At 59.3% G+C, this 22191-nt stretch carries 20 protein-coding genes; 10 read left to right on the top strand and 10 right to left on the bottom strand.

The window, feature by feature from the left end; all coding sequences use genetic code 11:
* Positions 1-50 precede the first annotated feature (50 nt).
* From ydcS to ACIPIZ_RS19605, 6 genes are all read left to right on the top strand, one after another.
* The gene (gene ydcS / locus ACIPIZ_RS19580) at positions 51-1202 is read left to right on the top strand and encodes a putative ABC transporter substrate-binding protein YdcS (protein WP_150646940.1); all 1152 of its coding nucleotides are present in this window, start codon (positions 51-53) and stop codon (positions 1200-1202) included.
* Positions 1203-1495: 293 nt separating this feature from the next.
* Positions 1496-2533 (top strand): ABC transporter ATP-binding protein, encoded by a 1038-nt coding sequence (locus tag ACIPIZ_RS19585; RefSeq protein WP_105705670.1) that lies wholly within the window; start codon positions 1496-1498, stop codon positions 2531-2533.
* 16 nt (positions 2534-2549) lie between these two features.
* Positions 2550-3470 (top strand): ABC transporter permease, encoded by a 921-nt coding sequence (locus ACIPIZ_RS19590; protein WP_007908947.1) that lies wholly within the window; start codon positions 2550-2552, stop codon positions 3468-3470.
* Positions 3460-4284 (top strand): ABC transporter permease, encoded by an 825-nt coding sequence (locus ACIPIZ_RS19595; protein ID WP_064393237.1) that lies wholly within the window; start codon positions 3460-3462, stop codon positions 4282-4284. The genes ACIPIZ_RS19590 and ACIPIZ_RS19595 overlap by 11 nt, the downstream gene beginning before the upstream one ends.
* A 165-nt stretch (positions 4285-4449) precedes the next feature.
* The gene (locus tag ACIPIZ_RS19600; protein ID WP_401166820.1) at positions 4450-5874 is read left to right on the top strand and encodes a gamma-aminobutyraldehyde dehydrogenase; all 1425 of its coding nucleotides are present in this window, start codon (positions 4450-4452) and stop codon (positions 5872-5874) included.
* Between the two features lie 226 nt (positions 5875-6100).
* Positions 6101-7585 carry an APC family permease gene (locus ACIPIZ_RS19605; protein ID WP_064393239.1) on the top strand — a complete coding sequence of 495 codons (1485 nt, stop codon included), beginning with the start codon at positions 6101-6103 and terminating at the stop codon, positions 7583-7585.
* Here the strand turns inward: ACIPIZ_RS19605 and ACIPIZ_RS19610 are convergent.
* Positions 7582-7746, bottom strand: a complete 165-nt coding sequence (locus ACIPIZ_RS19610; RefSeq protein WP_401166822.1) for a hypothetical protein — start codon at positions 7744-7746, stop codon at positions 7582-7584. The two genes, ACIPIZ_RS19605 and ACIPIZ_RS19610, sit on opposite strands and share 4 nt — an antisense overlap.
* Positions 7747-8184: 438 nt before the next feature.
* Between ACIPIZ_RS19610 and ACIPIZ_RS19615 the strand changes: the two genes are divergently transcribed.
* Entirely contained in the window at positions 8185-8685 is a 501-nt protein-coding gene (locus ACIPIZ_RS19615) for a Bro-N domain-containing protein (RefSeq protein ID WP_064393241.1), read from the top strand.
* Positions 8686-8740: 55 nt separating this feature from the next.
* On the opposite strand, the gene ACIPIZ_RS19620 is transcribed toward ACIPIZ_RS19615, so the two are convergent.
* A complete protein-coding gene (locus ACIPIZ_RS19620) occupies positions 8741-8926 on the bottom strand; it encodes a hypothetical protein (protein ID WP_053117475.1) in 186 nt (61 codons plus the stop codon).
* A 403-nt stretch (positions 8927-9329) separates the two neighbouring features.
* On the opposite strand from ACIPIZ_RS19620, the gene ACIPIZ_RS19625 reads away from it, so the two are divergent.
* The gene (locus ACIPIZ_RS19625) at positions 9330-10958 is read left to right on the top strand and encodes a glucan biosynthesis protein D (RefSeq protein WP_401166825.1); all 1629 of its coding nucleotides are present in this window, start codon (positions 9330-9332) and stop codon (positions 10956-10958) included.
* 202 nt (positions 10959-11160) lie between these two features.
* Here ACIPIZ_RS19625 and ACIPIZ_RS19630 read toward each other — a convergent pair whose 3' ends face one another.
* From ACIPIZ_RS19630 to ACIPIZ_RS19640, 3 genes are all read right to left on the bottom strand, one after another.
* The gene (locus ACIPIZ_RS19630) at positions 11161-12267 is read right to left on the bottom strand and encodes an NADH:flavin oxidoreductase/NADH oxidase (RefSeq protein ID WP_401166828.1); all 1107 of its coding nucleotides are present in this window, start codon (positions 12265-12267) and stop codon (positions 11161-11163) included.
* A 256-nt stretch (positions 12268-12523) separates the two neighbouring features.
* Positions 12524-14233: a single-stranded-DNA-specific exonuclease RecJ gene (gene recJ, locus ACIPIZ_RS19635; RefSeq protein WP_105705662.1), complete on the bottom strand. Its 1710-nt coding sequence runs from the start codon at positions 14231-14233 to the stop codon at positions 12524-12526.
* A gap of 55 nt (positions 14234-14288) precedes the next feature.
* Positions 14289-14831 carry a YaeQ family protein gene (locus tag ACIPIZ_RS19640; protein WP_401166831.1) on the bottom strand — a complete coding sequence of 181 codons (543 nt, stop codon included), beginning with the start codon at positions 14829-14831 and terminating at the stop codon, positions 14289-14291.
* 146 nt (positions 14832-14977) lie between these two features.
* Between ACIPIZ_RS19640 and ACIPIZ_RS19645 the strand changes: the two genes are divergently transcribed.
* Both ACIPIZ_RS19645 and ACIPIZ_RS19650 read left to right on the top strand, forming a co-directional pair.
* A complete protein-coding gene (locus tag ACIPIZ_RS19645; protein WP_401166833.1) occupies positions 14978-16177 on the top strand; it encodes a CaiB/BaiF CoA transferase family protein in 1200 nt (399 codons plus the stop codon).
* Entirely contained in the window at positions 16131-17084 is a 954-nt protein-coding gene (locus ACIPIZ_RS19650) for a TIGR02285 family protein (protein WP_163024162.1), read from the top strand. The genes ACIPIZ_RS19645 and ACIPIZ_RS19650 overlap by 47 nt, the downstream gene beginning before the upstream one ends.
* Before the next feature lie 176 nt (positions 17085-17260).
* Here ACIPIZ_RS19650 and ACIPIZ_RS19655 read toward each other — a convergent pair whose 3' ends face one another.
* The 5 genes from ACIPIZ_RS19655 to ACIPIZ_RS19675 form a co-directional block, all read right to left on the bottom strand.
* Positions 17261-17542, bottom strand: a complete 282-nt coding sequence (locus ACIPIZ_RS19655; protein WP_064393247.1) for a DUF3509 domain-containing protein — start codon at positions 17540-17542, stop codon at positions 17261-17263.
* 162 nt (positions 17543-17704) lie between these two features.
* Complete coding sequence (locus tag ACIPIZ_RS19660; RefSeq protein WP_064393248.1) at positions 17705-18112, bottom strand: response regulator; 408 nt, start codon at positions 18110-18112, stop codon at positions 17705-17707.
* Between the two features lie 127 nt (positions 18113-18239).
* On the bottom strand, positions 18240-19598 hold the full coding sequence (locus ACIPIZ_RS19665; protein WP_064393249.1) for a transporter substrate-binding domain-containing protein: 1359 nt from the start codon (positions 19596-19598) through the stop codon (positions 18240-18242).
* A gap of 121 nt (positions 19599-19719) precedes the next feature.
* A complete protein-coding gene (thrC, locus tag ACIPIZ_RS19670; protein ID WP_064393250.1) occupies positions 19720-21129 on the bottom strand; it encodes a threonine synthase in 1410 nt (469 codons plus the stop codon).
* 66 nt (positions 21130-21195) lie between these two features.
* Positions 21196-22191 (bottom strand): homoserine dehydrogenase (locus ACIPIZ_RS19675; RefSeq protein ID WP_401166839.1); only part of this gene is annotated, 996 nt, incomplete at its 5' end.

Raw genomic sequence — 22191 nt, forward strand, 5'->3', positions numbered from 1 at the left:
CACCGCGTTCACAACTGCCCCGACCATAATTTAAAGAAGAGGGTTCAACCATGTTCGTGCACAAGACCGCACTGCTCAGTGCAATCACCACGGCCCTGCTGGCCAGCGCCAGCCTGCAAGCGGCCGAGCCGTTGAAGGCTGTCGGTGCCGGCGAAGGTCAGCTTGATATCGTTGCGTGGCCGGGTTACATCGAACGTGGCGAGAGCGATAAAGCCTACGACTGGGTGACCGGTTTCGAGCAGGAAACCGGCTGCAAGGTCAACGTGAAAACAGCCGCCACCTCTGACGAAATGGTCAGCCTGATGGCCAAGGGCGGTTACGACCTGGTCACCGCGTCGGGCGATGCGTCGTTGCGGTTGATCGTCGGCAAGCGTGTGCAGCCGATCAACACCGCGTTGATCCCGAATTGGAACACCCTCGACCCGCGCCTGAAAGACGCGCCGTGGTACGTGGTCAACCAGCAGACTTACGGCACCCCGTACCAGTGGGGCCCGAATGTGTTGATGTACAACACCAACGTATTCAAGACCGCGCCGACCAGTTGGAGCGTGGTGTTCGCCGCGCAGGATCTGCCCGATGGCAAGCCGAACAAGGGTCGCGTGCAGGCGTATGACGGCCCGATCTACATCGCCGATGCGGCGCTGTATCTGAAGTCGACCAAGCCTGAATTGGGCATCAAAGACCCGTATCAACTCACCGAAGATCAGTACAAAGCCGTGCTCGATCTGTTGCGCGCGCAGCAGCCGCTGATCCACCGCTACTGGCATGACACCACGGTGCAGATGAGCGACTTCAAAAACGAAGGCGTGGTGGCGTCGAGTGCCTGGCCGTATCAGGTCAACGGTTTGATGAACGAGAAGCAGCCGATCGCGTCGACCATTCCGAAAGAAGGTGCCACGGGTTGGGCTGACACCACCATGTTGCACGCCGAGGCCAAGCACCCGAACTGCGCGTACAAGTGGATGGACTGGTCGTTGAAACCGAAAGTCCAGGGTGATGTGGCGGCGTGGTTTGGTTCGTTGCCGGCTGTTCCTGCGGCGTGCAAGGAGAGTGAGTTGCTTGGCGCTGAGGGTTGCAAGACCAACGGTTTCGACCAGTTCGACAAGATCGCCTTCTGGAAAACCCCGCAGGCTGAAGGTGGCAAGTTTGTGCCGTATAGCCGCTGGACGCAGGACTACATCGCGATCATGGGCGGCCGCTAATCCAGAGCACAACTCGGTCGAGCTCCCTTTCCCCCTCGCCCCCTTGGGGGCGGTCCGACGTTTCGGGAGGGCTGGGGTGAGGGGGTAGCTTTTGACCTTGCTCTTGATTTCAGAGCAATGGCCAATAAAGCCACCCTCACCCCCCGCCCTCTCCCGGAGGGAGAGGGAGCTAAAAGCGGATCGCATCTCGTCCGCCGAATGTGTGAGCTAAGCAAACCGCAGAACGATTCAGATTTTTCAGAAGTCCAGGCAGGGCCGCTGCGACGGCCCGCGCCTTTTTGGAGCACCGCACCATGACGCTTGCAGTCCAGTTCACCAACGTTTCCCGGCAGTTCGGCGACGTAAAAGCCGTTGACCGGGTTTCCATCGATATCGAGGACGGCGAGTTCTTTTCCATGCTCGGCCCTTCCGGTTCGGGCAAAACCACCTGCCTGCGCCTGATCGCCGGGTTCGAACAACCGAGCGCCGGCTCGATCCGCATTCACGGTGCTGAAGCGGCCGGTTTGCCGCCGTATCAACGCGACGTCAACACGGTGTTTCAGGATTACGCGCTGTTCCCGCACATGAACGTCCTCGACAACGTCGCCTACGGTTTGAAGGTCAAAGGCGTCGGCAAAACCGAACGGCACAAACGCGCCGAAGAAGCCTTGGACATGGTCGCCCTCGGCGGTTACGGCGCGCGCAAACCGGTGCAGTTGTCCGGCGGTCAGCGCCAGCGTGTCGCCCTCGCCCGCGCCCTGGTCAATCGTCCGCGCGTGTTGTTGCTCGATGAGCCTCTGGGCGCGCTCGATTTGAAATTGCGCGAACAGATGCAAAGCGAATTGAAGAAACTGCAACGCCAGCTCGGCATCACTTTCATCTTCGTCACTCACGATCAAACCGAAGCGCTGTCGATGTCTGATCGTGTCGCCGTGTTCAACAAGGGCCGCATCGAACAGGTCGACACGCCGCGCAATCTGTACATGAAACCGACCACTACATTCGTGGCTGAATTCGTCGGCACCTCGAACGTGATTCGCGGCGATCTGGCGCGTGAAATCAGCGGTCATCCGCAGCCATTTTCGATCCGCCCCGAACACGTGCGTTTCGCCGAAGGCCCACTGGCCAGTCACGAAATCGAAGTCAGCGGTCTGCTCCACGACATCCAGTACCAGGGCAGCGCCACGCGCTATGAATTGAAGCTGGAAAACGGCCAGACCCTGAGCATCAGCCACGCCAACAATCAGTGGATCGACAGCAGCGCGCAACACCAGACCGGTCAGCGCCTGAGTGCGCGTTGGGCGCGGGAAGCGATGATTCCGTTGCACGACACCGTGACGAGCGGGGTTTGATATGAGCACGCTCGCGATGACTGCATCGCCGCCGTTGCGCAGGTTTTCCAACCTGCTCTACCGCAAGCCGAACCTGTATTTGTCGATGCTGCTGGTGCCGCCGCTACTGTGGTTCGGCGCGATCTATCTTGGCTCGCTGCTGGTGCTGTTGTGGCAGGGTTTCTACACATTTGACGACTTCACCATGGCGGTCACCCCTGACCTGACCCTGGCCAATTTCGCCGCGCTGTTTCAGCCGTCGAACTTCGACATCATCCTGCGCACGCTGAGCATGGCCATCGTTGTGTCGATCGCCAGCGCCATCGTCGCGTTCCCGATCGCCTACTACATGGCGCGCTACACCACCGGCAAAACCAAGGCGTTTTTCTACATCGCGGTGATGATGCCGATGTGGGCCAGTTACATCGTCAAGGCCTACGCGTGGACGTTGCTGTTGGCCAAGGGCGGCGTGGCGCAGTGGTTCGTGCAGCACTTGGGATTGGAGCCGGTGTTGCAGTTCATTCTGGGGATTCCCGGCGTCGGTGGCAGCACCTTGTCGACCTCGCATCTGGGGCGGTTCATGGTGTTTGTCTACATCTGGCTGCCGTTCATGATTCTGCCGATTCAGGCGTCGCTGGAACGTCTGCCGCCGTCGCTGTTGCAGGCCTCCGCTGACTTGGGCGCGAAGCCGCGGCAGACCTTTATGCAGGTGATTTTGCCGCTGTCGATTCCGGGCATTGCCGCTGGTTCGATCTTCACGTTTTCGCTGACCCTGGGCGACTTCATCGTGCCGCAACTGGTCGGGCCGCCGGGGTACTTCGTCGGCAGCATGGTCTACGCGCAGCAAGGTGCAATTGGCAATATGCCGATGGCGGCGGCGTTCACGCTGGTGCCGATTGTGTTGATTGCGGTTTACCTGTCCATCGTCAAACGACTGGGGGCTTTCGATGCGCTCTGACTCTTCATCACAAGGGCATGCCTCTCCAGGCCTGAAAATCGCAGCGTGGGGCGGGCTGGTGTTTCTGCACTTCCCGATCCTGATCATCTTCCTTTACGCCTTCAACACCGAAGAAGCCGCGTTCAGTTTCCCGCCAAAGGGCTTCACGCTGCACTGGTTCAGCGTGGCGTTTTCCCGGCCGGATGTACTGGAATCGATCAAGCTTTCATTGCAGATAGCAGCCATCGCTACATTGATCGCGATGGTGCTCGGCACGCTGGCTTCGGCAGCGTTGTACCGCCGGGATTTCTTCGGCAAGCAGGGCATCTCGCTGATGCTGATCTTGCCGATTGCGTTGCCGGGGATCATCACCGGGATCGCGCTGCTGGCGACGTTCAAGACGCTGGGCATCGAGCCGGGGATGTTCACCATCATCGTCGGCCACGCGACCTTCTGCGTGGTGATCGTCTACAACAACGTCATCGCCCGCCTGCGCCGCACTTCGCACAGTTTGATCGAGGCGTCGATGGATCTCGGCGCCGATGGCTGGCAGACGTTTCGTTACATCATCCTGCCGAACCTTGGCTCGGCATTGCTCGCTGGCGGCATGTTGGCGTTTGCGCTGTCGTTCGACGAAATCATCGTCACCACGTTCACCGCCGGGCATGAACGGACGTTGCCGTTGTGGCTGCTCAATCAACTGAGCCGACCACGGGATGTGCCGGTGACCAACGTCGTCGCGATGCTGGTGATGATGGTGACGATGCTGCCGATCCTCGGCGCGTATTACCTGACGCGCGGTGGCGAGAGCGTCGCTGGCAGCGGCGGTAAATAAATATCTAACAAACACCAAAAATCCCCTGTGGGAGCGAGCCTGCTCGCGAAGAGGCCGTCACATCCAACATCGATGTCGACTGATACACCGCTTTCGCGAGCAGGCTCGCTCCCACAGGGTTCTCGATTCGGCCAGAACAATAAAAGTGTTAGTGAGGACAAACCCATGCAAACCAAACTCTTGATCAACGGCCAACTGGTCAACGGCGAAGGCCCGGCGCAACCGGTGCTCAACCCGTCGCTTGGCGAAGTCCTGGTGGAGATCAACGAAGCCACTGAAGCCCAGGTCGACGCCGCCGTACGCGCTGCCGACAACGCCTTCGCCGACTGGTCGCAAACCGCACCAAAAGACCGCTCGCTGTTGCTGCTCAAACTCGCCGACGCCATCGAAGCCCACGGCGAAGAGCTGGCCAGACTGGAATCCGACAACTGCGGCAAACCTTACAGCGCTGCACTCAACGACGAGATTCCGGCGATTGCCGACGTGTTCCGTTTCTTCGCCGGCGCCAGCCGTTGCATGAGCGGTTCGGCCGGTGGCGAATATCTGCCCGGCCACACCTCGATGATCCGCCGCGATCCGGTCGGCGTGATCGCCTCCATCGCGCCGTGGAATTACCCGCTGATGATGGTCGCCTGGAAAATCGCTCCGGCGCTGGCCGCCGGTAATACCGTGGTGCTCAAGCCGTCGGAACAAACCCCGCTAACCGCGTTGCGTCTGGCCGAACTGGCGTCGGAAATCTTCCCGGCCGGTGTACTCAATCTGGTGTTTGGTCGGGGGCCTACCGTTGGCAGTCCGTTGGTCACCCACCCGAAAGTGCGCATGGTCTCGCTGACCGGATCCATCGCTACGGGCGCCAATATCATTTCCAGCACCGCCGACAGCGTCAAACGCACGCACATGGAACTGGGCGGCAAGGCCCCTGTAATCATCTTCGACGACGCCGATATCGATGCGGCGGTGGAAGGCATTCGCACGTTTGGTTTCTACAACGCAGGGCAGGATTGCACGGCCGCCTGCCGGATCTATGCCCAGCAAGGCATCTACGACAAGTTCGTCGAGAAGCTCGGCGCGGCGGTCGGCAGTATCAAGTACGGCTTGCAGGATGATCCGTCGACTGAACTGGGGCCGTTGATCACGGCGCAACATCGCGACCGCGTTGCCGGATTTGTCGAGCGTGCTGTGGCGCAGTCGCACATTCGTTTGATCACTGGCGGCAAGGCTGTTGATGGCAATGGCTTCTTCTTCGAACCGACGGTGTTGGCCGATGCGCAGCAGGACGACGAAATCGTTCGTCGCGAAGTGTTTGGGCCAGTGGTTTCGGTGACCAAGTTCACCGATGAAGCGCAGGCGCTGGAATGGGCCAACGATTCGGAATACGGCCTCGCGTCCTCGGTGTGGACGGCGGATGTAGGACGCGCGCACCGCATGTCGGCGCGCTTGCAGTACGGCTGCACGTGGGTGAACACGCACTTCATGCTCGTCAGCGAAATGCCCCATGGCGGTCAGAAATTGTCCGGGTACGGGAAGGACATGTCCATGTATGGGCTGGAGGACTACACCACGGTTCGCCATGTGATGTTCAAGCATTAACAGCGAAAAGATCGCAGCCTGCGGCAGCTCCTACATGATGGACGCCGCTCTTCTGTAGGAGCTGCCGCAGGCTGCGATCTTTTCCGCGACACACGGACGATGTCGGCGATTCACCACCAGGCTTCACCGAAACCAAAACAACAACTACCGACCCGGGCGGCGCCCACAAAGCCCCGCCACGGCCTCGGCCATCCGAAATCTGCCGATTTCCCGGAGCAAAACACACATGAGTTCCTCACCCGATCTCGCCACAGCCGTTGCCGACAGCGATGCCGAACAACTGCGCAAACTGGGCTACACCTCGAACTTCAACCGCAGCATGAGCCTGTGGGAAAACTTCGCCTTGGGCTTCACTTATCTGTCACCGGTCGTAGGGGTTTATACCCTCTTCGGCCTGTGCCTCGCCGCTGGTGGCCCACCGATGTTCTGGGCCTACTTGCTGGTCGGTTGCGGCCAATTACTGGTGTGCCTGATCTTCGGCGAAGTGGTTTCGCAGTTCCCGATTTCCGGCGGCGTTTACCCTTGGGCACGTCGATTGGTCGGTAAGAAATGGGCATGGATGGTCGGCTGGATCTACTCCATCGCCCTTTGCGTGACCATCGCTGCCGTTGCGGTCGGCGCCGGCCCGTACCTGGCCGCCATGCTCGGGTTTGAGCCGAGCAACAACACCAACATCGTCATCGCGCTGGTGCTGACCCTGTTCGCCACACTGGTCAACCTCAGCGGCACCAAAGTGCTGGCGCGCATCGCCATGTTCGGCTTCCTCTGCGAACTGGTTGGCGCAGTGATCGTCGGCGTTTACTTGCTGGTGTTCGAACGTCACCAACCACTCAGCGTGTTGTTCAACACCTTCGACATCAGCGTCGACGGCTCTTACCTGCCGGCGTTCCTCACCGCATCGCTGGCGGGGATGTTCCTCTACTACGGCTTCGAGGCCTGCGGCGATGTCGCCGAAGAAACCCCGAACCCCAGCGCAAAAATCCCGGTGGCCATGCGCATGACCATTTACATCGGCGGCATCGCGGCGATGTTCGCCTGCCTGGCGCTGATTCTTGCCGTGCCGGACATGCAAGCGGTGATCAACGGCACCGACAAAGACCCGGTCACCACCATCCTCAACAACGCCTTCGGCCCGGTCGGTTCGAAACTGGTGATGGGCGTGGTAATGATTTCCTTCATCTCCTGCGTCATCAGCCTGCAAGCAGCGGCGAGCCGTCTGCTGTACTCCTACGCTCGCGATGAAATGGTCATCGGCAGCCGACTGCTGAAAAAGATTTCTCCTACAACCCAAGTACCGGTTGCCGCGCTGTTCGTGTCCGGCGTCCTGCCGGCCCTGATCATCGCCCTCGGTTTCTTCCTGCAAGACGCCGTGGCCACCATCGTCAGCTTCGCCGCCATCGGCATCTATCTCGCCTTCCAGATGATCGTGCTGGCCGCGCTGTACGCCCGCAGCAAAGGCTGGAAACCGAGCGGCAAATTCACCCTCGGCGCATGGGGCTGGCCGGTGAACATCGGCGCGCTGGTGTATGGAGTTGGCGCAATCATCAACATGGCCTGGCCACGCACGCCCGATGCGGCGTGGTATGTGAACTATGCGATGGTGTTGAGCACGGCGATCGTGATTGGCTTGGGCTTGATTTATATGTGGATTGGCAAGCCGTATGACCATGGCAAGGCGCCGGCTGGGGATGCATGGAAGGTGAGTCGCTAAGAAGAATCACCCCGGAATCGAGATTTGATTCCGGGGTCTCCTCGAAGCACTGTCATCAATTCATCAGTACGCCATTTGATATCGGCTTTATCTCTAACAGCTTCGAAGCGATCCAGATCGATCACCTTTCTCTTTTTACCCTTCGCTTCATCTTTGCTCACAGAATTGCTTCTCCCTTTTCCCGATTGCTAACTCATAAAGGAAAATCTTCGGTGCAGGGATGGTTTAGCAGCGGAATCTAAAAAAACAGGCATTTCCTACAGACACAGCCTGCCTGAAAAAGCCCCATTTCCTACGATGTGTGGCGAAAGGGTAGACTTGTCGCCGCAAGCGCCTGACCGATAGGCTTTATCCCGTCGCTGTTAATTCAGCGATCCTGGGTCGAAGCCGGAAACTGTCAAAACGGTGCTTGCATGCCCTCCATTGAACTGCGGCTTTTTCACAACTTCAGTCCTGCTTTATGGCGGGCCGTGTGGCGCGGGCCTTCTGGCTTTTCCGTGTTTGACTGGAAGTATCCCGACTTCGAACGCCACACGGTTCGCCACCCAACTTGTCGAAGAGTTGATGGCGACTTTCCTACTCAAATCGGAAGTCACTAAATGTCTGCGCAAATCCAAAATTCATCGTCGACCCACTTCACCCCCACCATCTTCACCCGCCACAACCGCTTCCTCCACGCCTTCATGCAAGACCACGAAGCCTGGTTCTGCGTTCAGGATCTCGGTCGCTTGATGGGCTATCCGCTAAACGAACGCCTCACCCTGAAACTCGATCCCGATCAGCGTCGCCATGTCCTTCTGCGTCGGGACGGCGAAATCATCGATTGCGCGATGGTCAGCGAGTCCGGCCTGTTCGCCCTGCTCGTCCATCACTTCGTCCCGGAAAACCGGCACCTGCGCCAATGGCTGAGCCATGAAGTCATCCCGATGCTGCGCGAAACCCATTCAAGCCCAATGGACAACCATCCGAGCCTGAGTTCGATGCATTGGGCAGGCGTCACCGTGCCGCTGCTGCACTGGCAACAGCAGGCGTGGGTCAAATGGCGGGATGTGCCGGAGTTGATGCATGGACAGCGACCGTATCCGGTATCGGGAACGTGAAGCTGATTCCATAAAAAAGGGGCGGACTTCTCAGTCCGCCCCTTTTGATCTTCTCTTAAAACCGCGAAACACTCCGCATCGCATCCACCAGATACCGCATCGCGATCCGGTCACTTTCCGAAAGCTCGCGATAACGCTCCACCAGCTTCAGCTCCTCCGAGTTCAGCCGACGCCTTCTGCGCCCACTGCCCAAGCAAGGAAAGATGCCCAACATGTCGGTAATGCCTTGGATTTTTGCCATGGACGATGTCCTTCTCTAATACTGCAAAGAACTGCTTAAACACCACATCGCCCTGCCCCTTACAGCAGCGCCTTGTGCCCTGCCGGCTAAATGGGTCGCGCCGGCCATGCCCCTAGAATAGAAATTAATTCGGCGCTGAAAAGGGGTTTTTAGAGTAATTAGTCAAGAAAAGCAGATATGCCGTGTAAATCAGAAGGTCCTGTCAGATTTTTAACCGACATGTCTTGTTTCATTGACACCCTGTCGCACTGAATCAACGAATTTTGCATTGCGAGCGAACGGTTTAAGCTAGCGGGCATCTGTTTATAGTCCGTTGCGTTTGGCCGAAGGCTTGTCCGAACCGTTATTTCTGATCCAGCACGTGCCAGGAACGGCGCGGGATTGCACACGACAGGTTGTATTTATGCACCGCAGGAATTTGCTCAAAGCGTCCATGGCCATTGCGGCTTACACCGGTCTTTCGGCCACCGGCCTGCTGGCTACCCGTGCGTGGGCCGCCAGTGGCGGCGCTGCGGATGGCGAGGCGCAGGCCTTCGATTTCGAAGCGTTGAAGCGCCAGGCCAAGCAGCTCGCTGGCAGCGCCTATCAGGACACTAAACAGGTGCTCCCACCGACGTTGGCGACGATGACGCCGCAGAACTTCAATGCGATCCGCTACGACGGCGAGCATTCGTTGTGGAAGGAGAACAAGGGCCAGCTCGACGTGCAGTTTTTCCATGTCGGCATGGGTTTCCGCCAGCCGGTGCGCATGTACAGCGTCGACCCGAAGACCCGCACCGCGCGCGAGGTGCATTTCCGCCCGACCCTGTTCAATTATGAGAACACTTCGGTCGACACCCAGCAGCTCAAGGGCGACCTGGGTTTTGCCGGCTTCAAGCTGTTCAAGGCGCCGGAACTCGATCGCCATGACGTGGTGTCGTTCCTCGGTGCCAGTTACTTCCGTGCCGTGGATGCGACTGGCCAATATGGCCTCTCCGCGCGCGGTCTGGCGATCGACACTTACGCCAAGAAACGCGAAGAGTTTCCTGACTTCACCAAGTTCTGGTTCGAGACCCCGGATCAGAACGCCACCCGTTTTGTGGTCTACGCCCTGCTCGACTCGCCGAGCGCGACCGGCGCGTACCGCTTCGACATCGATTGCCAGGCCGAGCGCGTGGTGATGGAGATCGACGTACACATCAATGCGCGCACCACCATCGAGCAACTGGGCATCTCGCCGATGACCAGCATGTTCAGCTGCGGCAACCACGAACGCCGCATGTGCGACACCATTCACCCGCAAATCCACGACTCGGACCGTCTGGCCATGTGGCGTGGCAACGGTGAGTGGATCTGCCGTCCGCTGAACAACCCGGCGACCCTTCAGTTCAACGCGTTTGCCGACACCAATCCGAAGGGCTTCGGTCTGGTGCAGACCGACCATGAGTTCGCCAACTATCAGGACACCGTCGACTGGTACAGCAAGCGCCCGAGCCTGTGGGTAGAACCGACCACCGCGTGGGGCGAAGGCTCCATCGATCTGCTGGAAATTCCTACCACCGGCGAGACGCTCGACAACATCGTCGCGTTCTGGACCCCGAAGAAACCGGTGGCTGCCGGTGATTCGCTGAATTATGGCTACAAGCTCTACTGGAGCGCTCTGCCGCCGGTGAGCACGCCGTTGGCGCGGGTGCAGGCGACTCGTTCTGGCATGGGCGGTTTTGTTGAGGGTTGGGCACCGGGTGAGCATTACCCGCCGGTGTGGGCGCGTCGTTTTGCCGTGGACTTCACCGGTGGTGGTCTGGATCGACTGCCGCAGGGCACCGGTATTGAGCCGGTAGTGACGTGTTCGAACGGCAAGGTGCAGGATTTCAGCGTGCTGGTGCTGGATGACATCAAGGGTTACCGGATTCTGTTTGACTGGTACCCGACCAGTGACAGCGTTGAGCCGGTGGAGCTGCGGTTGTTTATTCGCACCAACGATCGCACGTTGAGCGAGACCTGGTTGTACCAGTACTTCCCGCCGGCGCCGGATAAGCGCAAATACCCTTGAGGGTTTGAGGCGCCTCGACGGGCCTCATCGCGAGCAGGCTCGCTCCTACAGTTGATCTGTGTCGAACACGTATTTTGTGAACGACACATGCCCCTTGTAGGAGTGAGCCTGCTCGCGATAGCGTCCGCCCAGTCAGCACAAAAAAACCAGAAAAAAGCCCCGGCCATCACTGACCGGGGCTTTTTGCTTTATCGCTATTCATTCAATCCCGTAAATCAGACTCATGAATCGGCTGATCCCGATGCGTCGCACGCTGATACTGCGCCGGCCACACCGCTTTGCGTCCACCCAGATCATCGTCGGCATGCAGCGGCCAGTACGGGTCACGCAGCAGCTCGCGGGCGAGGAAGATGATGTCGGCCTGACAGGTGCGCAGAATGTGCTCAGCCTGCGCCGGCTCGGTAATCATTCCCACAGTGGCGGTGGCAATGCCTGACTCTTTACGTACGCGTTCGGCGAAACGCGTCTGATAACCCGGCCCCACCGGAATCTCAGCGTTGGCTGCGGTTCCGCCCGAAGAGACGTCGATCAGATCGGCGCCAAGGGTGTGCAGGCGTCGCGCCAGCTCCACGGTTTCATCCGGATTCCAGCCGTCCTCCACCCAGTCGGTGGCCGATACGCGGACAAACAGTGGCAACTCCTCAGGCCAAACCGCTCGCACCGCCTCCGTCACTTGCAGCACCAGACGAATACGATTTTCAAACGAACCACCGTACTGATCGCGGCGCTGATTGCTCAGCGGCGAGAGAAACTGATGCAGCAGATAACCATGCGCCGCATGCACCTCAACCACACTGAAACCCGCCTTCAACGCGCGTTTCGCGGCATCGACAAAGGCCTGAATGACGTCGGCAATCTGCCCTTCATCGAGTTGTTTCGGTTGCGTGTGTTGTGGGTCAAAGGCAATGGGCGAAGGCCCGACCGGTGTCCAGCCGCCGTCATCGGGTTTGACGCTGCCATGCTTGCCGATCCACGGCCGATGGGTGCTGGCCTTGCGCCCGGCGTGGGCCAGTTGAATCCCGGCGACCGCGCCTTGGGACGTGATGAAGCGGGTGATGCGTTGCAGCGGTTCGATCTGTTCGTCGTTCCACAGGCCAAGGTCTTCGGCGGTGATCCGCCCGTCGGCGGTGACTGCCGTCGCTTCGGTGAAGACCAGGCCTGCGCCACCCACGGCGCGGCTGCCGAGGTGTACCAGGTGCCAGTCATTGGCCAGGCCATCGACACTGGAGTACTGGCACATCGGTGACACAGCGATGCGGTTGGGCAAGGTCAGTTGGCGCAGGGTGAAGGGTTCAAGCAGCAGACTCATGGGGCACCTCTCAAATCAGTGGGCAGGCTCCAGGGTTCTGTTTGAATAGTCGACGAGTGACAGGAAAAAGGTGCAGCACCCGCCCCCGCGGGCAAAAAATTCGACAAGACGTCACAAGGCCAATCAAGCAGTGCTTAGAGCCTAGTCGACAACGGGGGATCGGGGGAAATTCAAGAAAAGATCGCAGCCTGCGGCAGCTCCTACATTGGAATGCGGTTTCCTGTAGGAGCTGCCGCAGGCTGCGATCTTTTGATCTTCAGCGCGGTTCGATATGAGCAATCATCAACTGAACGGTCTCATTACCCCGAAACTCGTTAACGTCGAGCTTATAGGCGAGCTCAACCCACTTGATCGTCGGATTCGGCCAGATATCCCGGTCAATCCCAAACGCAATGCCATCCAGTTTCACCGAACCACACTCGCTCTTCAGCACCACTTTCAAATGCCGCTCGCCGACGACGCGCTGTTCAACCAACTGAAACACGCCGTGAAACAGCGGCTCCGGGAAGTGCTGTCCCCAAGGCCCAGCGTGGCGCAGGGCGCGGGCCAGTTCGAGGTGAAATTCTTCTACCGCCAGTGTGCCGTCCGACAGCATGCGCCCGGTCAGGTCTTCCTCGCGAAGTTGCCTACGCACTTCAGCGTCGAATGCCTCGGCGAACAGCGGAAAATTCTCCTGCGGCAAGGTCAGACCGGCCGCCATTGCGTGGCCACCGTACTTGGCGATCAGGGTCGGATGCTGCGCCGCGACCACGCTCAAGGCATCGCGAATATGGAAGCCCTGAACAGAGCGGCCCGAGCCTTTGAGCAAACCATCACCGGCATCGGCGAAGGCAATGGTCGGACGGAAGTAACGCTCTTTCATCCGCGACGCGAGAATCCCGATCACGCCTTGGTGCCACTCCGGATCGAACAGGCACAAGCCAAACGGCATCGATTCGACCGGCAAATCCTTGAGCTGCGCCAGCGCTTCACGCTGCATGCCCTGCTCGATGGATTTGCGATCCTGGTTCATGCCGTCCAGTTGCGCGGCCATTTCCCGGGCCAGATTGGCGTCGGCGGTGAGCAGACATTCGATGCCCAGGCTCATGTCGTCCAGACGCCCGGCGGCGTTCAGGCGTGGACCGACGATAAACCCCAGATCGGTGGAGGTAATGCGCGCGGCGTCACGCTTGGCCACTTCAAGGATCGCTTTGATCCCCGGCCGTGCGCGACCGGCGCGAATGCGTTCAAGACCTTGATGCACCAGAATGCGGTTGTTGGCGTCCAGCGGCACCACGTCGGCAACGCTGCCCAGCGCCACCAGATCCAGCAGCTCGCCGATGTTCGGCTGCGGCTTGTTCTCGTACCAGCCGAGACTGCGCAACCGCGCGCGCAATGCCATCAACACGTAGAAAATCACCCCGACGCCGGCCAGCGCCTTGCTCGGAAATTCGCAACCGGGCTGGTTCGGGTTGACCAGCGCATCGGCCTGCGGCAGTTCATCGCCCGGCAAGTGGTGGTCAGTGATCAGCACTTTGAGGCCATGGCGCTTGGCGGCGGCCACACCTTCGACGCTGGAGATACCGTTGTCGACGGTGACCAGCAAATGCGGCTCACGAGTCAAAGCGACTTCAACGATTTCCGGGGTCAGGCCGTAGCCATATTCAAAGCGGTTCGGCACCAGATAATCGACATGCGCCGCACCGAGCAAACGCAAACCGAGCATACCGACCGTGCTGGCCGTCGCACCGTCCGCGTCGAAGTCGCCGACGATAAGAATGCGCTGGCGCTGCTCCAGCGCCGTCACCAGCAAGTCCACCGCCGCGTCGATGCCCTTGAGCTGCTGAAACGGGATCAACCGCGCCAGGCTCTTGTCCAGCTCTGCCTCGGACTGCACGCCCCGTGCCGCGTACAAGCGGGTCAGCAGCGGAGGAATATCACCCAGAAAGGGCAGCGTGGCAGGCAGTTGACGAGGTTCGATGCGCATGGGGTGACGGAGACTTCTCTCTAATACGTGGGATTATGCAGTTGAAGGCGCGGGATCAGCCGCGCTCACCTTGTAGCCATTGCAACTGGACTTCGTGCTGACCACGGTCGTCGGTGACGAAGATCGTCCCTTCGCTGATCATCACGTCCCACTTGATGACGCGGGGCATGTCCTTGGCCAGCGTCTCCAGCACTTCCTGCGGGACGGCGGCGATGTTGACGTTTTTCAGGTTCTTGATCGCCGGGATCACCTTGGTTTCCCAGACGCGCAGACTGCCATAGGCCAGCAGGCTGGTGCGCTCGGTGCGACGCGAGCACCAGGTCAGGCGATCAGCGTCTGGCTGGCCGACTTCGATCCAGTGCAGAACACGGTCGTCCAGGCTCCTTTCCCACAGCGCAGGTTCATCCACGTCTGACAGACCGCGACCGAACGACAACTGCTCGTTGTACCAGAGGGCATAGGCCAGCAGGCGCACGGTCATGCGCTCTTCGGTTTCCGAAGGGTGACGGGCGATGGTCTGCTTGACGCTCTCGTAGACACTGCGGTCGAGATCGGTGAGGTTCAGTTCAAACTTGTAGGTAGTGGACGGCTGGGCCATGAACGGGCTTCTTGATACGAGGAAAGTCGGCAAGTCTAACCGATGCGGTAGGCAATCATCGAATTGATGGCGATCAAGCTGCGGCGTCTGACCGCCGGCTATGTTAAAACGCTGTATCCGCACAGCCTTGTCCTACAGGATTCAGTATGCCGTTCGCCAACAAACCGCTCTCGGGTGTGAAAGTCATTGAATTGGGTACGTTGATTGCCGGGCCGTTTGCCTCGCGTATTTGCGGCGAGTTCGGCGCCGAAGTGGTCAAGATCGAGTCGCCGGACGGCGGTGATCCGTTGCGCAAGTGGCGCAAATTGTACGAAGGCACGTCCCTGTGGTGGTTCGTCCAGGCGCGCAACAAGAAGTCGCTGACCCTGAACCTCAAACACCCCGACGGTTTGGCGATCCTGAAAAAACTGCTCGCTGAAGCCGACATCCTCATCGAAAACTTCCGTCCAGGTGTCCTGGAAAAACTTGGCCTGAGCTGGGAAACCCTGCACGCCTTGAACCCGAAACTGGTGATGGTGCGTCTGTCCGGTTTCGGTCAGACCGGACCGATGAAGGATCAACCGGGCTTCGGCGCGGTCGGCGAATCCATGGGCGGCTTGCGTTACATCACCGGTTTCGAAGACCGCCCGCCAGTGCGCACCGGGATTTCCATTGGCGATTCGATTGCCGCGCTGTGGGGCGTAATTGGTGCATTGATGGCGCTGCGTCATCGCGAGGTCAACGGCGGCCTCGGCCAGGTAGTTGATGTGGCGTTGTACGAAGCAATTTTCGCGATGATGGAAAGCATGGTGCCGGAGTTCGATGTGTTCGGCTTTATCCGCGAGCGCACCGGCAACATCATGCCCGGCATCACACCCTCCTCCATCCACACCAGCGCCGACGGCAAGCATGTGCAGATCGGCGCCAATGGCGATGCGATCTTCAAGCGTTTCATGCTGATCATCGGCCGTGATGATCTGGCTAACGATCCGGCATTGGCCAGCAACGACGGTCGCGATAATCGCCGCGATGAGCTGTATGGCGTCATTGATCGCTGGGTCAACTCGCAGCCGTTGCAAACCGTGCTCGACCTGCTCAATCAGGCCGGTGTGCCGGCCAGCCGGATCTTCAGTGCCGAAGACATGTTCAACGATCCGCAGTATCTGGCCAGGGAAATGTTCCTGCATGCCAAGCTGCCGGACGGCAAGGACTTCAAGATGCCCGGCATTGTGCCGAAACTCTCTGAGACACCGGGCTCTTCCGAATGGGTCGGACCGCAGCTGGGTGAACACAATGCGCAGGTACTTCACGATCTTGGTTATGACGAGACACAGATCGCCCGACTGCGTGAAGACGGAGCCATTTAAGCTGAAGCGCCAGCCATCATCACCCAACAACCGCGCCCGTCACTGGTGGACATGGCGGCTGTTCAGTCTGTTATTTCTGCTGGCCCTGTCCGCCGGAGCTCAAGCAAAACCGACGCTGATCTGGTTGCTGCGTGATCTGCCGCCACTGACCATTTTCGAAGGCCCTAAAAAGGGCCAGGGCGTGATCGATCAACTGATGCCGATGCTGATTGCCGGCATGCCGCAGTACGAACACAAAGTGATGCGGGTCAATCGTGCCCGCGGCCTGCAAATGCTTCATGAGAACCCCTTCGCCTGCGACCCCGCGCTGCTGTGGAGCAAAGAGCGCGCGCAGTGGGTGGCGTATTCGATCCCGGCGATTCGCGCGGTGGCCAATGGCTTGGTGGTGCGCCAACAGGATCGCGCGGTGCTTGAACCGTATCTGGCCGATGGTGAAGTGGATCTGTCGGCGTTGCTGGCCGCGACTGACCGCAAAGTCGGCGTCGTTGCCGAGCGCAGCTACGGAGAATTCATCGACACCCGGTTGCATCAGGCACCCAGCGGCGCACTGACGGCGCACTATGGCAACGATGCGCTGAGCAATCTGCTGTCGATGCAGCGACTGGGCCGGTTGCAGGTGGTGCTGGGTTATTGGCCAGAGATTCGCTATCAGGCGAAACAGGCGCAGATCAATGAAGATGAGCTCGAGTTCTATCCGATTGCGGGCAACGGCAAATATCTTTCAGGATACGTCGCCTGTTCCGACACCACACAGGGACGTCAGGCCATCACCGAGATCAACCATCTGCTGCGCACCCTGCCCCACGAACGCTTGAATGAGCTCTACGCCGCGTGGCTAGACCCCGACAGACGCGAGGATTACCTGGAGCAGGCCCATCTGTTTTTCGAACATCAGGCCGCGCAATAAGCAAATGCCAGACAAAAGAAACCCCGAGAAGTGGGGAGACGACTCGGGGTTAAACGTGGCCTACATAAAGACCCGTAGCAGCAAGCGACAAGCACCGGAGCACAATGCTTGATCCTGCTGTTATGGGGTCTGACTGACAGGGACGCAGGAAGGTTCCCACAAAAAATATTTCATCTTCACAGCACCGGACGCTTGTCCAGGGCTGCATTGCGCAAAGCCGCAATGACACAGGGTTCCAGCCGCCCTTCGGCGATCAGGATGTCGCGGTGCAAGCCGTCGACCACATCGGTCAACTGACGTTTGTCGCTCAACTGCGCCTGATTGAATTCGCGCTCTACGACGATGGCGCCGCTGCTGTTCTTCAAGCTCACCAGGCATTCGCCACGGGTGCCGCCAGGTGACAGGGAAACCTGATACGGGCTCAGAGCCTCACCGAGCAATAGACTGATACTTTCCATCTCGATCTCCACTCAATCGTCCGAAAACATTGTGTCTGGGGCGTGTCCACAGTAAATGACCACCGGCCCGAGAAGAAAGTTCTGAATAGCCGACTCGTCCCTGAGTTGTCACTGGCCTGTCAGAGCATGCACGGAGAAGATGACAGAAACATAACTGCCTGCTCACGCGCGTGCCGGATGCCTTACCGTCATCAGGTAACTGTCGAGCATTGCTCTCATCAGTACAGCCGAAACCGGCGTGTGAAGCCGCCCCAACAGCTGTAGCTCATGCTCTTGCAGCAGCGCTTCGAGATCGCTGTGCAATCCCGGCGGCGCCCGCCCCAACAGAATGACGGCGCGCGCCTCCTGACGCTCCGCCAGTTGCCGGATGAGCGCGATTCCTTCACCACCACTGAGCAGTGGATCGCAGATCGCAATGTCGATCATGGCACGGTGCGCCAGCGAGCGTCGTGCCGAAGCCAGCGACGAAGAGGTCAGGACATCGTAGATTCCGACTGCATTGAACATCTGGTGCAGCGCCATCAGTTGATAAGGATCGGGTTCGAGAATCAGGACTTTGAGCGAGCGCATGGCGACCTCTGTGACGGCAATCGCGGGCTCTCCCGCAGTAGCCGTTCACTCTAGGCGAGCCTTCTACAGCCTCCCATCGGAAAAGGCGGCGCGTGACATAGGAATTTTCCTTACTTCAATCAAGACATCAGCTTTCCGACGCCGCGTCGCCCGGAGTGATATCTGTCCAGCCGCCAAGCAAACCGCGTAATTGGCCATCGGCACTGTAAAAAGGCACCGTCCATTGGTAAATCTCCCGGTGGCCGCTTCTGAGTTGCAGGTGGCGTTTGCTGAAGCGCGTTCTGCGCGATCTCAGTTGCTCCATGAACTCTTCATGGAGCAAACCAGCGGTGCTTTCCGGGACGGCATCGACATCAATCAATCGTTGCCCCTGAACCTGATCGAAGCGGATCGACAACGCCTCTTCATAGCTTTTGTTGCACAAAATCAGGCGTCCCTCCAGATCGCGGACGAACACCGGATCGGGCATCGCATCGAGTAGTACCCGCTGGAACACCAATTGATCGCCCAGATGTTTTTCCGCATCGTGGCGCTGCTTGATCTCCGCTGTCAGGCGGCGATTCCAGAGCAGCGATAACGCACCGAAAATGCAGCCGGCAGACAGTCCCCAGAAAATCAGTTCAGTCAGGCTCCGGCGTTGCTTGGACGTCCGCTCCGCGCCGATGCCACCCAGCCATTTCTGGCGAATGGCGCGCAACTCGGCGGCCGGAAAAGCTTCCAGCGCCTTGTTCAGGATACTCAGCAGTTCGGGCTGGCCTTTGCGCACTGCCAGGTGATCGGCTTCCCACTTGCCCTCCAGCAACTCACCGACATGCAGCAGTCCCGAAGGAAACAGTTGCGCGCCGATTTCGTTTTCGATGGTGACGTAGGCCTCGCCACTTTCAACCAGTGCCCGGGCTTCAGCGTAGGTTTTTACCGAACGTATTTCGATTGAGGGGTAATCGCGGCGAATTGTACTTTCCAGCGCGTGTCGTGCTGGCAACACCAATACTCGCTTGGCCAATTGTTCGAGCGATTGTACGGCCGGCTCGCCCGCGCGCCCGACGAATACCCAGCCAGCGCCGCCAAACGCATGACTGAAATCCAGTGTCATCCTGCGCTCATCGTTGTCTGCCAGCGTTGTACTCATGTCGGCGGTACCGTTTTCAAGGTGCTCAAGCATCCGGTCGGTGGAGAACGACTCTCGAAAAACGAACTGCAAACCGGTCATGGCGCTGATGCGCTTGAGCAAATCGCTATTCAAACCGTTCCAGTGGCCGTGCTCATCCTGGAACAGGTACAACGGGTATTGCACCGATGCGACGATGACGGTCGGGTTTTCGCGAACCCATTGACGTTCGTGCTCATTAAGCTCCACAGGCCGGACGCTTGGGGCCTGTTCTTCATTCAGCACCAGGTGGGCCGCTACGCCAATGCGCCAGCAGCTCAACAGGCCCATAAGAAGAATCCCGTTCAGGGTATGTATCCATCCTCTCTCAAACAGCATTGCCACTTCCTTCGTGATCGACTCACCCGTCCTTACATGGGCGAAAACCCGAGCAGTGTGGCAGCAGAAACAAAAAAGCCCGTCAGGAGACGGGCTTCAAAATGTGACAGCTTTTCCAGGCTTAAAGCGGCTTGCCGCGGTTGCCATGCTGGCTGACAAAGGCTTGCACGGCTTTCAGCTCGTTTGGCAAAACGGTGCAACGCTCGTTTCGCTCAAACAAATCAGAAAGATGTGCAGGTAGCTCGAGAGCTTTTCCTACACCGGCTTTTTCCACGGCATCGGGGAATTTAACCGGATGAGCGGTGCCCAGGATCACCATCGGGATATCCAGGCTGCGGCGGCACTCGCGCGCCGCCTTGACGCCGATGGCGGTGTGCGGGTCCAGCACTTCGCCAGTCTGCTCGTAGACTTCGGCGATGGTTTCGCAGGTTTGTGCGTCATCCACGGCCAGCGAGTCGAACAGTTTGCGCGCTTCGGTCCAGCGCTCTTGCTCGACGCTGAAACCGCCGCCCTGCTTGAACGAATCCATCAGACCGGCGATCGCTGCACCGTTGCGACCGTGCAGGTCGAACAGCAGGCGTTCGAAGTTCGACGAGACCATGATGTCCATCGACGGCGACAGGGTGGCGTGCAAGGTGTCCTTGACGTACTGATTGCCGCTCATGAAGCGGTGCAGGATGTCGTTGCGGTTGGTGGCGACGATCAACTGGTTGATCGGCAAGCCCATGTTGCGCGCCAGGTAACCGGCGAAGATGTCGCCGAAGTTACCGGTTGGCACCGAGAACGACACCGAACGCGCCGGGCCGCCCAACTGCAGGGCTGCGTGGAAGTAGTAAACGATCTGGGCCATGATCCGCGCCCAATTGATCGAGTTCACCGCGACCAGACGCGTGCCTTTGAGGAAGCTCTGATCGGCGAAGCTCGCCTTGACCATTTCCTGGCAGTCATCGAAGTTGCCTTCGATGGCGATGTTGTGGATGTTCTCGCCGAAGATCGTGGTCATCTGGCGACGCTGCACTTCGGACACACGGTTGTGCGGGTGCAGAATGAAGATATCGACGTTTTCGCAGTGCTTGCAGCCTTCGATGGCGGCCGAGCCGGTGTCACCGGAGGTGGCGCCGACGATGACCACGCGCTCGCCGCGCTTTTCCAGCACGTAGTCGAGCAGACGACCGAGCAGTTGCAGGGCGAAGTCCTTGAACGCCAGGGTCGGACCGTGGAACAGCTCCAGCACCCATTCGTTGCCGTTCAGCTGACGCAGCGGCGCGACGGCGCTGTGGGCGAACACGCCGTAGGTTTCTTCGAGAATCTTTTTGAAATCGGCATCGGGAATGCTGCCGGTAACGAACGGGCGCATCACGCGGAAGGCCAGTTCGTGATAGGGCAGGCCGGCCCAGGAAGCGATTTCTTCCTGGGTGAAACGTGGCAGGTTTTCCGGGACGTACAGACCGCCGTCGGTCGCCAGACCAGCCAGCAGGACGTCTTCGAAATTCAGGGCCGGTGCCTGGCCGCGGGTACTGATGTAACGCATGACTGACTCCAATGGAGAGTGTTCACGGCACTGGCCCCGTTCACGGGGCCGGTGCAGGACAACGACTTAGTTCAGGTGCTCGACGCGGATCCGTACAACCGGACCATTGACGCCGGCCAGCGCTTCGAGGGCGGCGATGGCATCGTTGATGCGCTGCTCGACCACACGGTGGGTCAGCAGGATCATCGGCACCAGACCGTCGTGTTCCTCGACTTCCTTCTGCATGATCGACTCGATGTTGATGCCGCGCTCCGAGAGGATGCTCGCTACCTGAGCGAGTACGCCCGGATGGTCCTTGGCCTGAATACGCAGGTAGTACGCACTTTCGCAGGCTTCGATCGGCAGGATCGGATGCGCCGACAGCGAGTCCGGCTGGAAAGCCAGGTGCGGCACGCGGTTTTCCGGGTCGGAAGTCATGGCGCGAACCACGTCGACCAGGTCGGCGATCACCGACGAAGCGGTTGGCTCCATGCCGGCGCCAGCGCCGTAGAACAGCGTCGAACCGGCGGCGTCACCGTTGACCATCACCGCGTTCATCACGCCGTTGACGTTGGCGATCAGGCGATCGGCCGGGATCAGCGTCGGGTGGACGCGCAACTCGATGCCGGCGTCTGTGCTGCGCGCCACACCGAGGTGCTTGATGCGATAACCCAGCGCTTCGGCGTAGTTGACGTCAGCGGTGGTCAGCTTGGTGATGCCTTCGGTGTAAGCCTTGTCGAATTGCAGCGGAATGCCGAACGCGATGGAAGCCAGAATCGTCAGCTTGTGCGCCGCATCGATGCCTTCGACGTCGAAGGTTGGATCAGCCTCGGCGTAACCCAGCGCTTGCGCTTCGACCAGCACGTCTTCGAACGTACGGCCCTTCTCGCGCATTTCGGTGAGGATGAAGTTGCCGGTGCCGTTGATGATCCCGGCCACCCAGTTGATGCGGTTGGCGGAAAGGCCTTCGCGGATCGCCTTGATCACCGGAATGCCACCGGCCACCGCTGCTTCGAACGCCACGATCACGCCTTTCTCGCGTGCCTTGGCGAAAATTTCATTACCGTGAACGGCAATCAGAGC

Origin of the sequence: Pseudomonas sp. NPDC087690 (genome assembly GCF_044743175.1) — a bacterium.
Taxonomy (GTDB): domain Bacteria; phylum Pseudomonadota; class Gammaproteobacteria; order Pseudomonadales; family Pseudomonadaceae; genus Aquipseudomonas.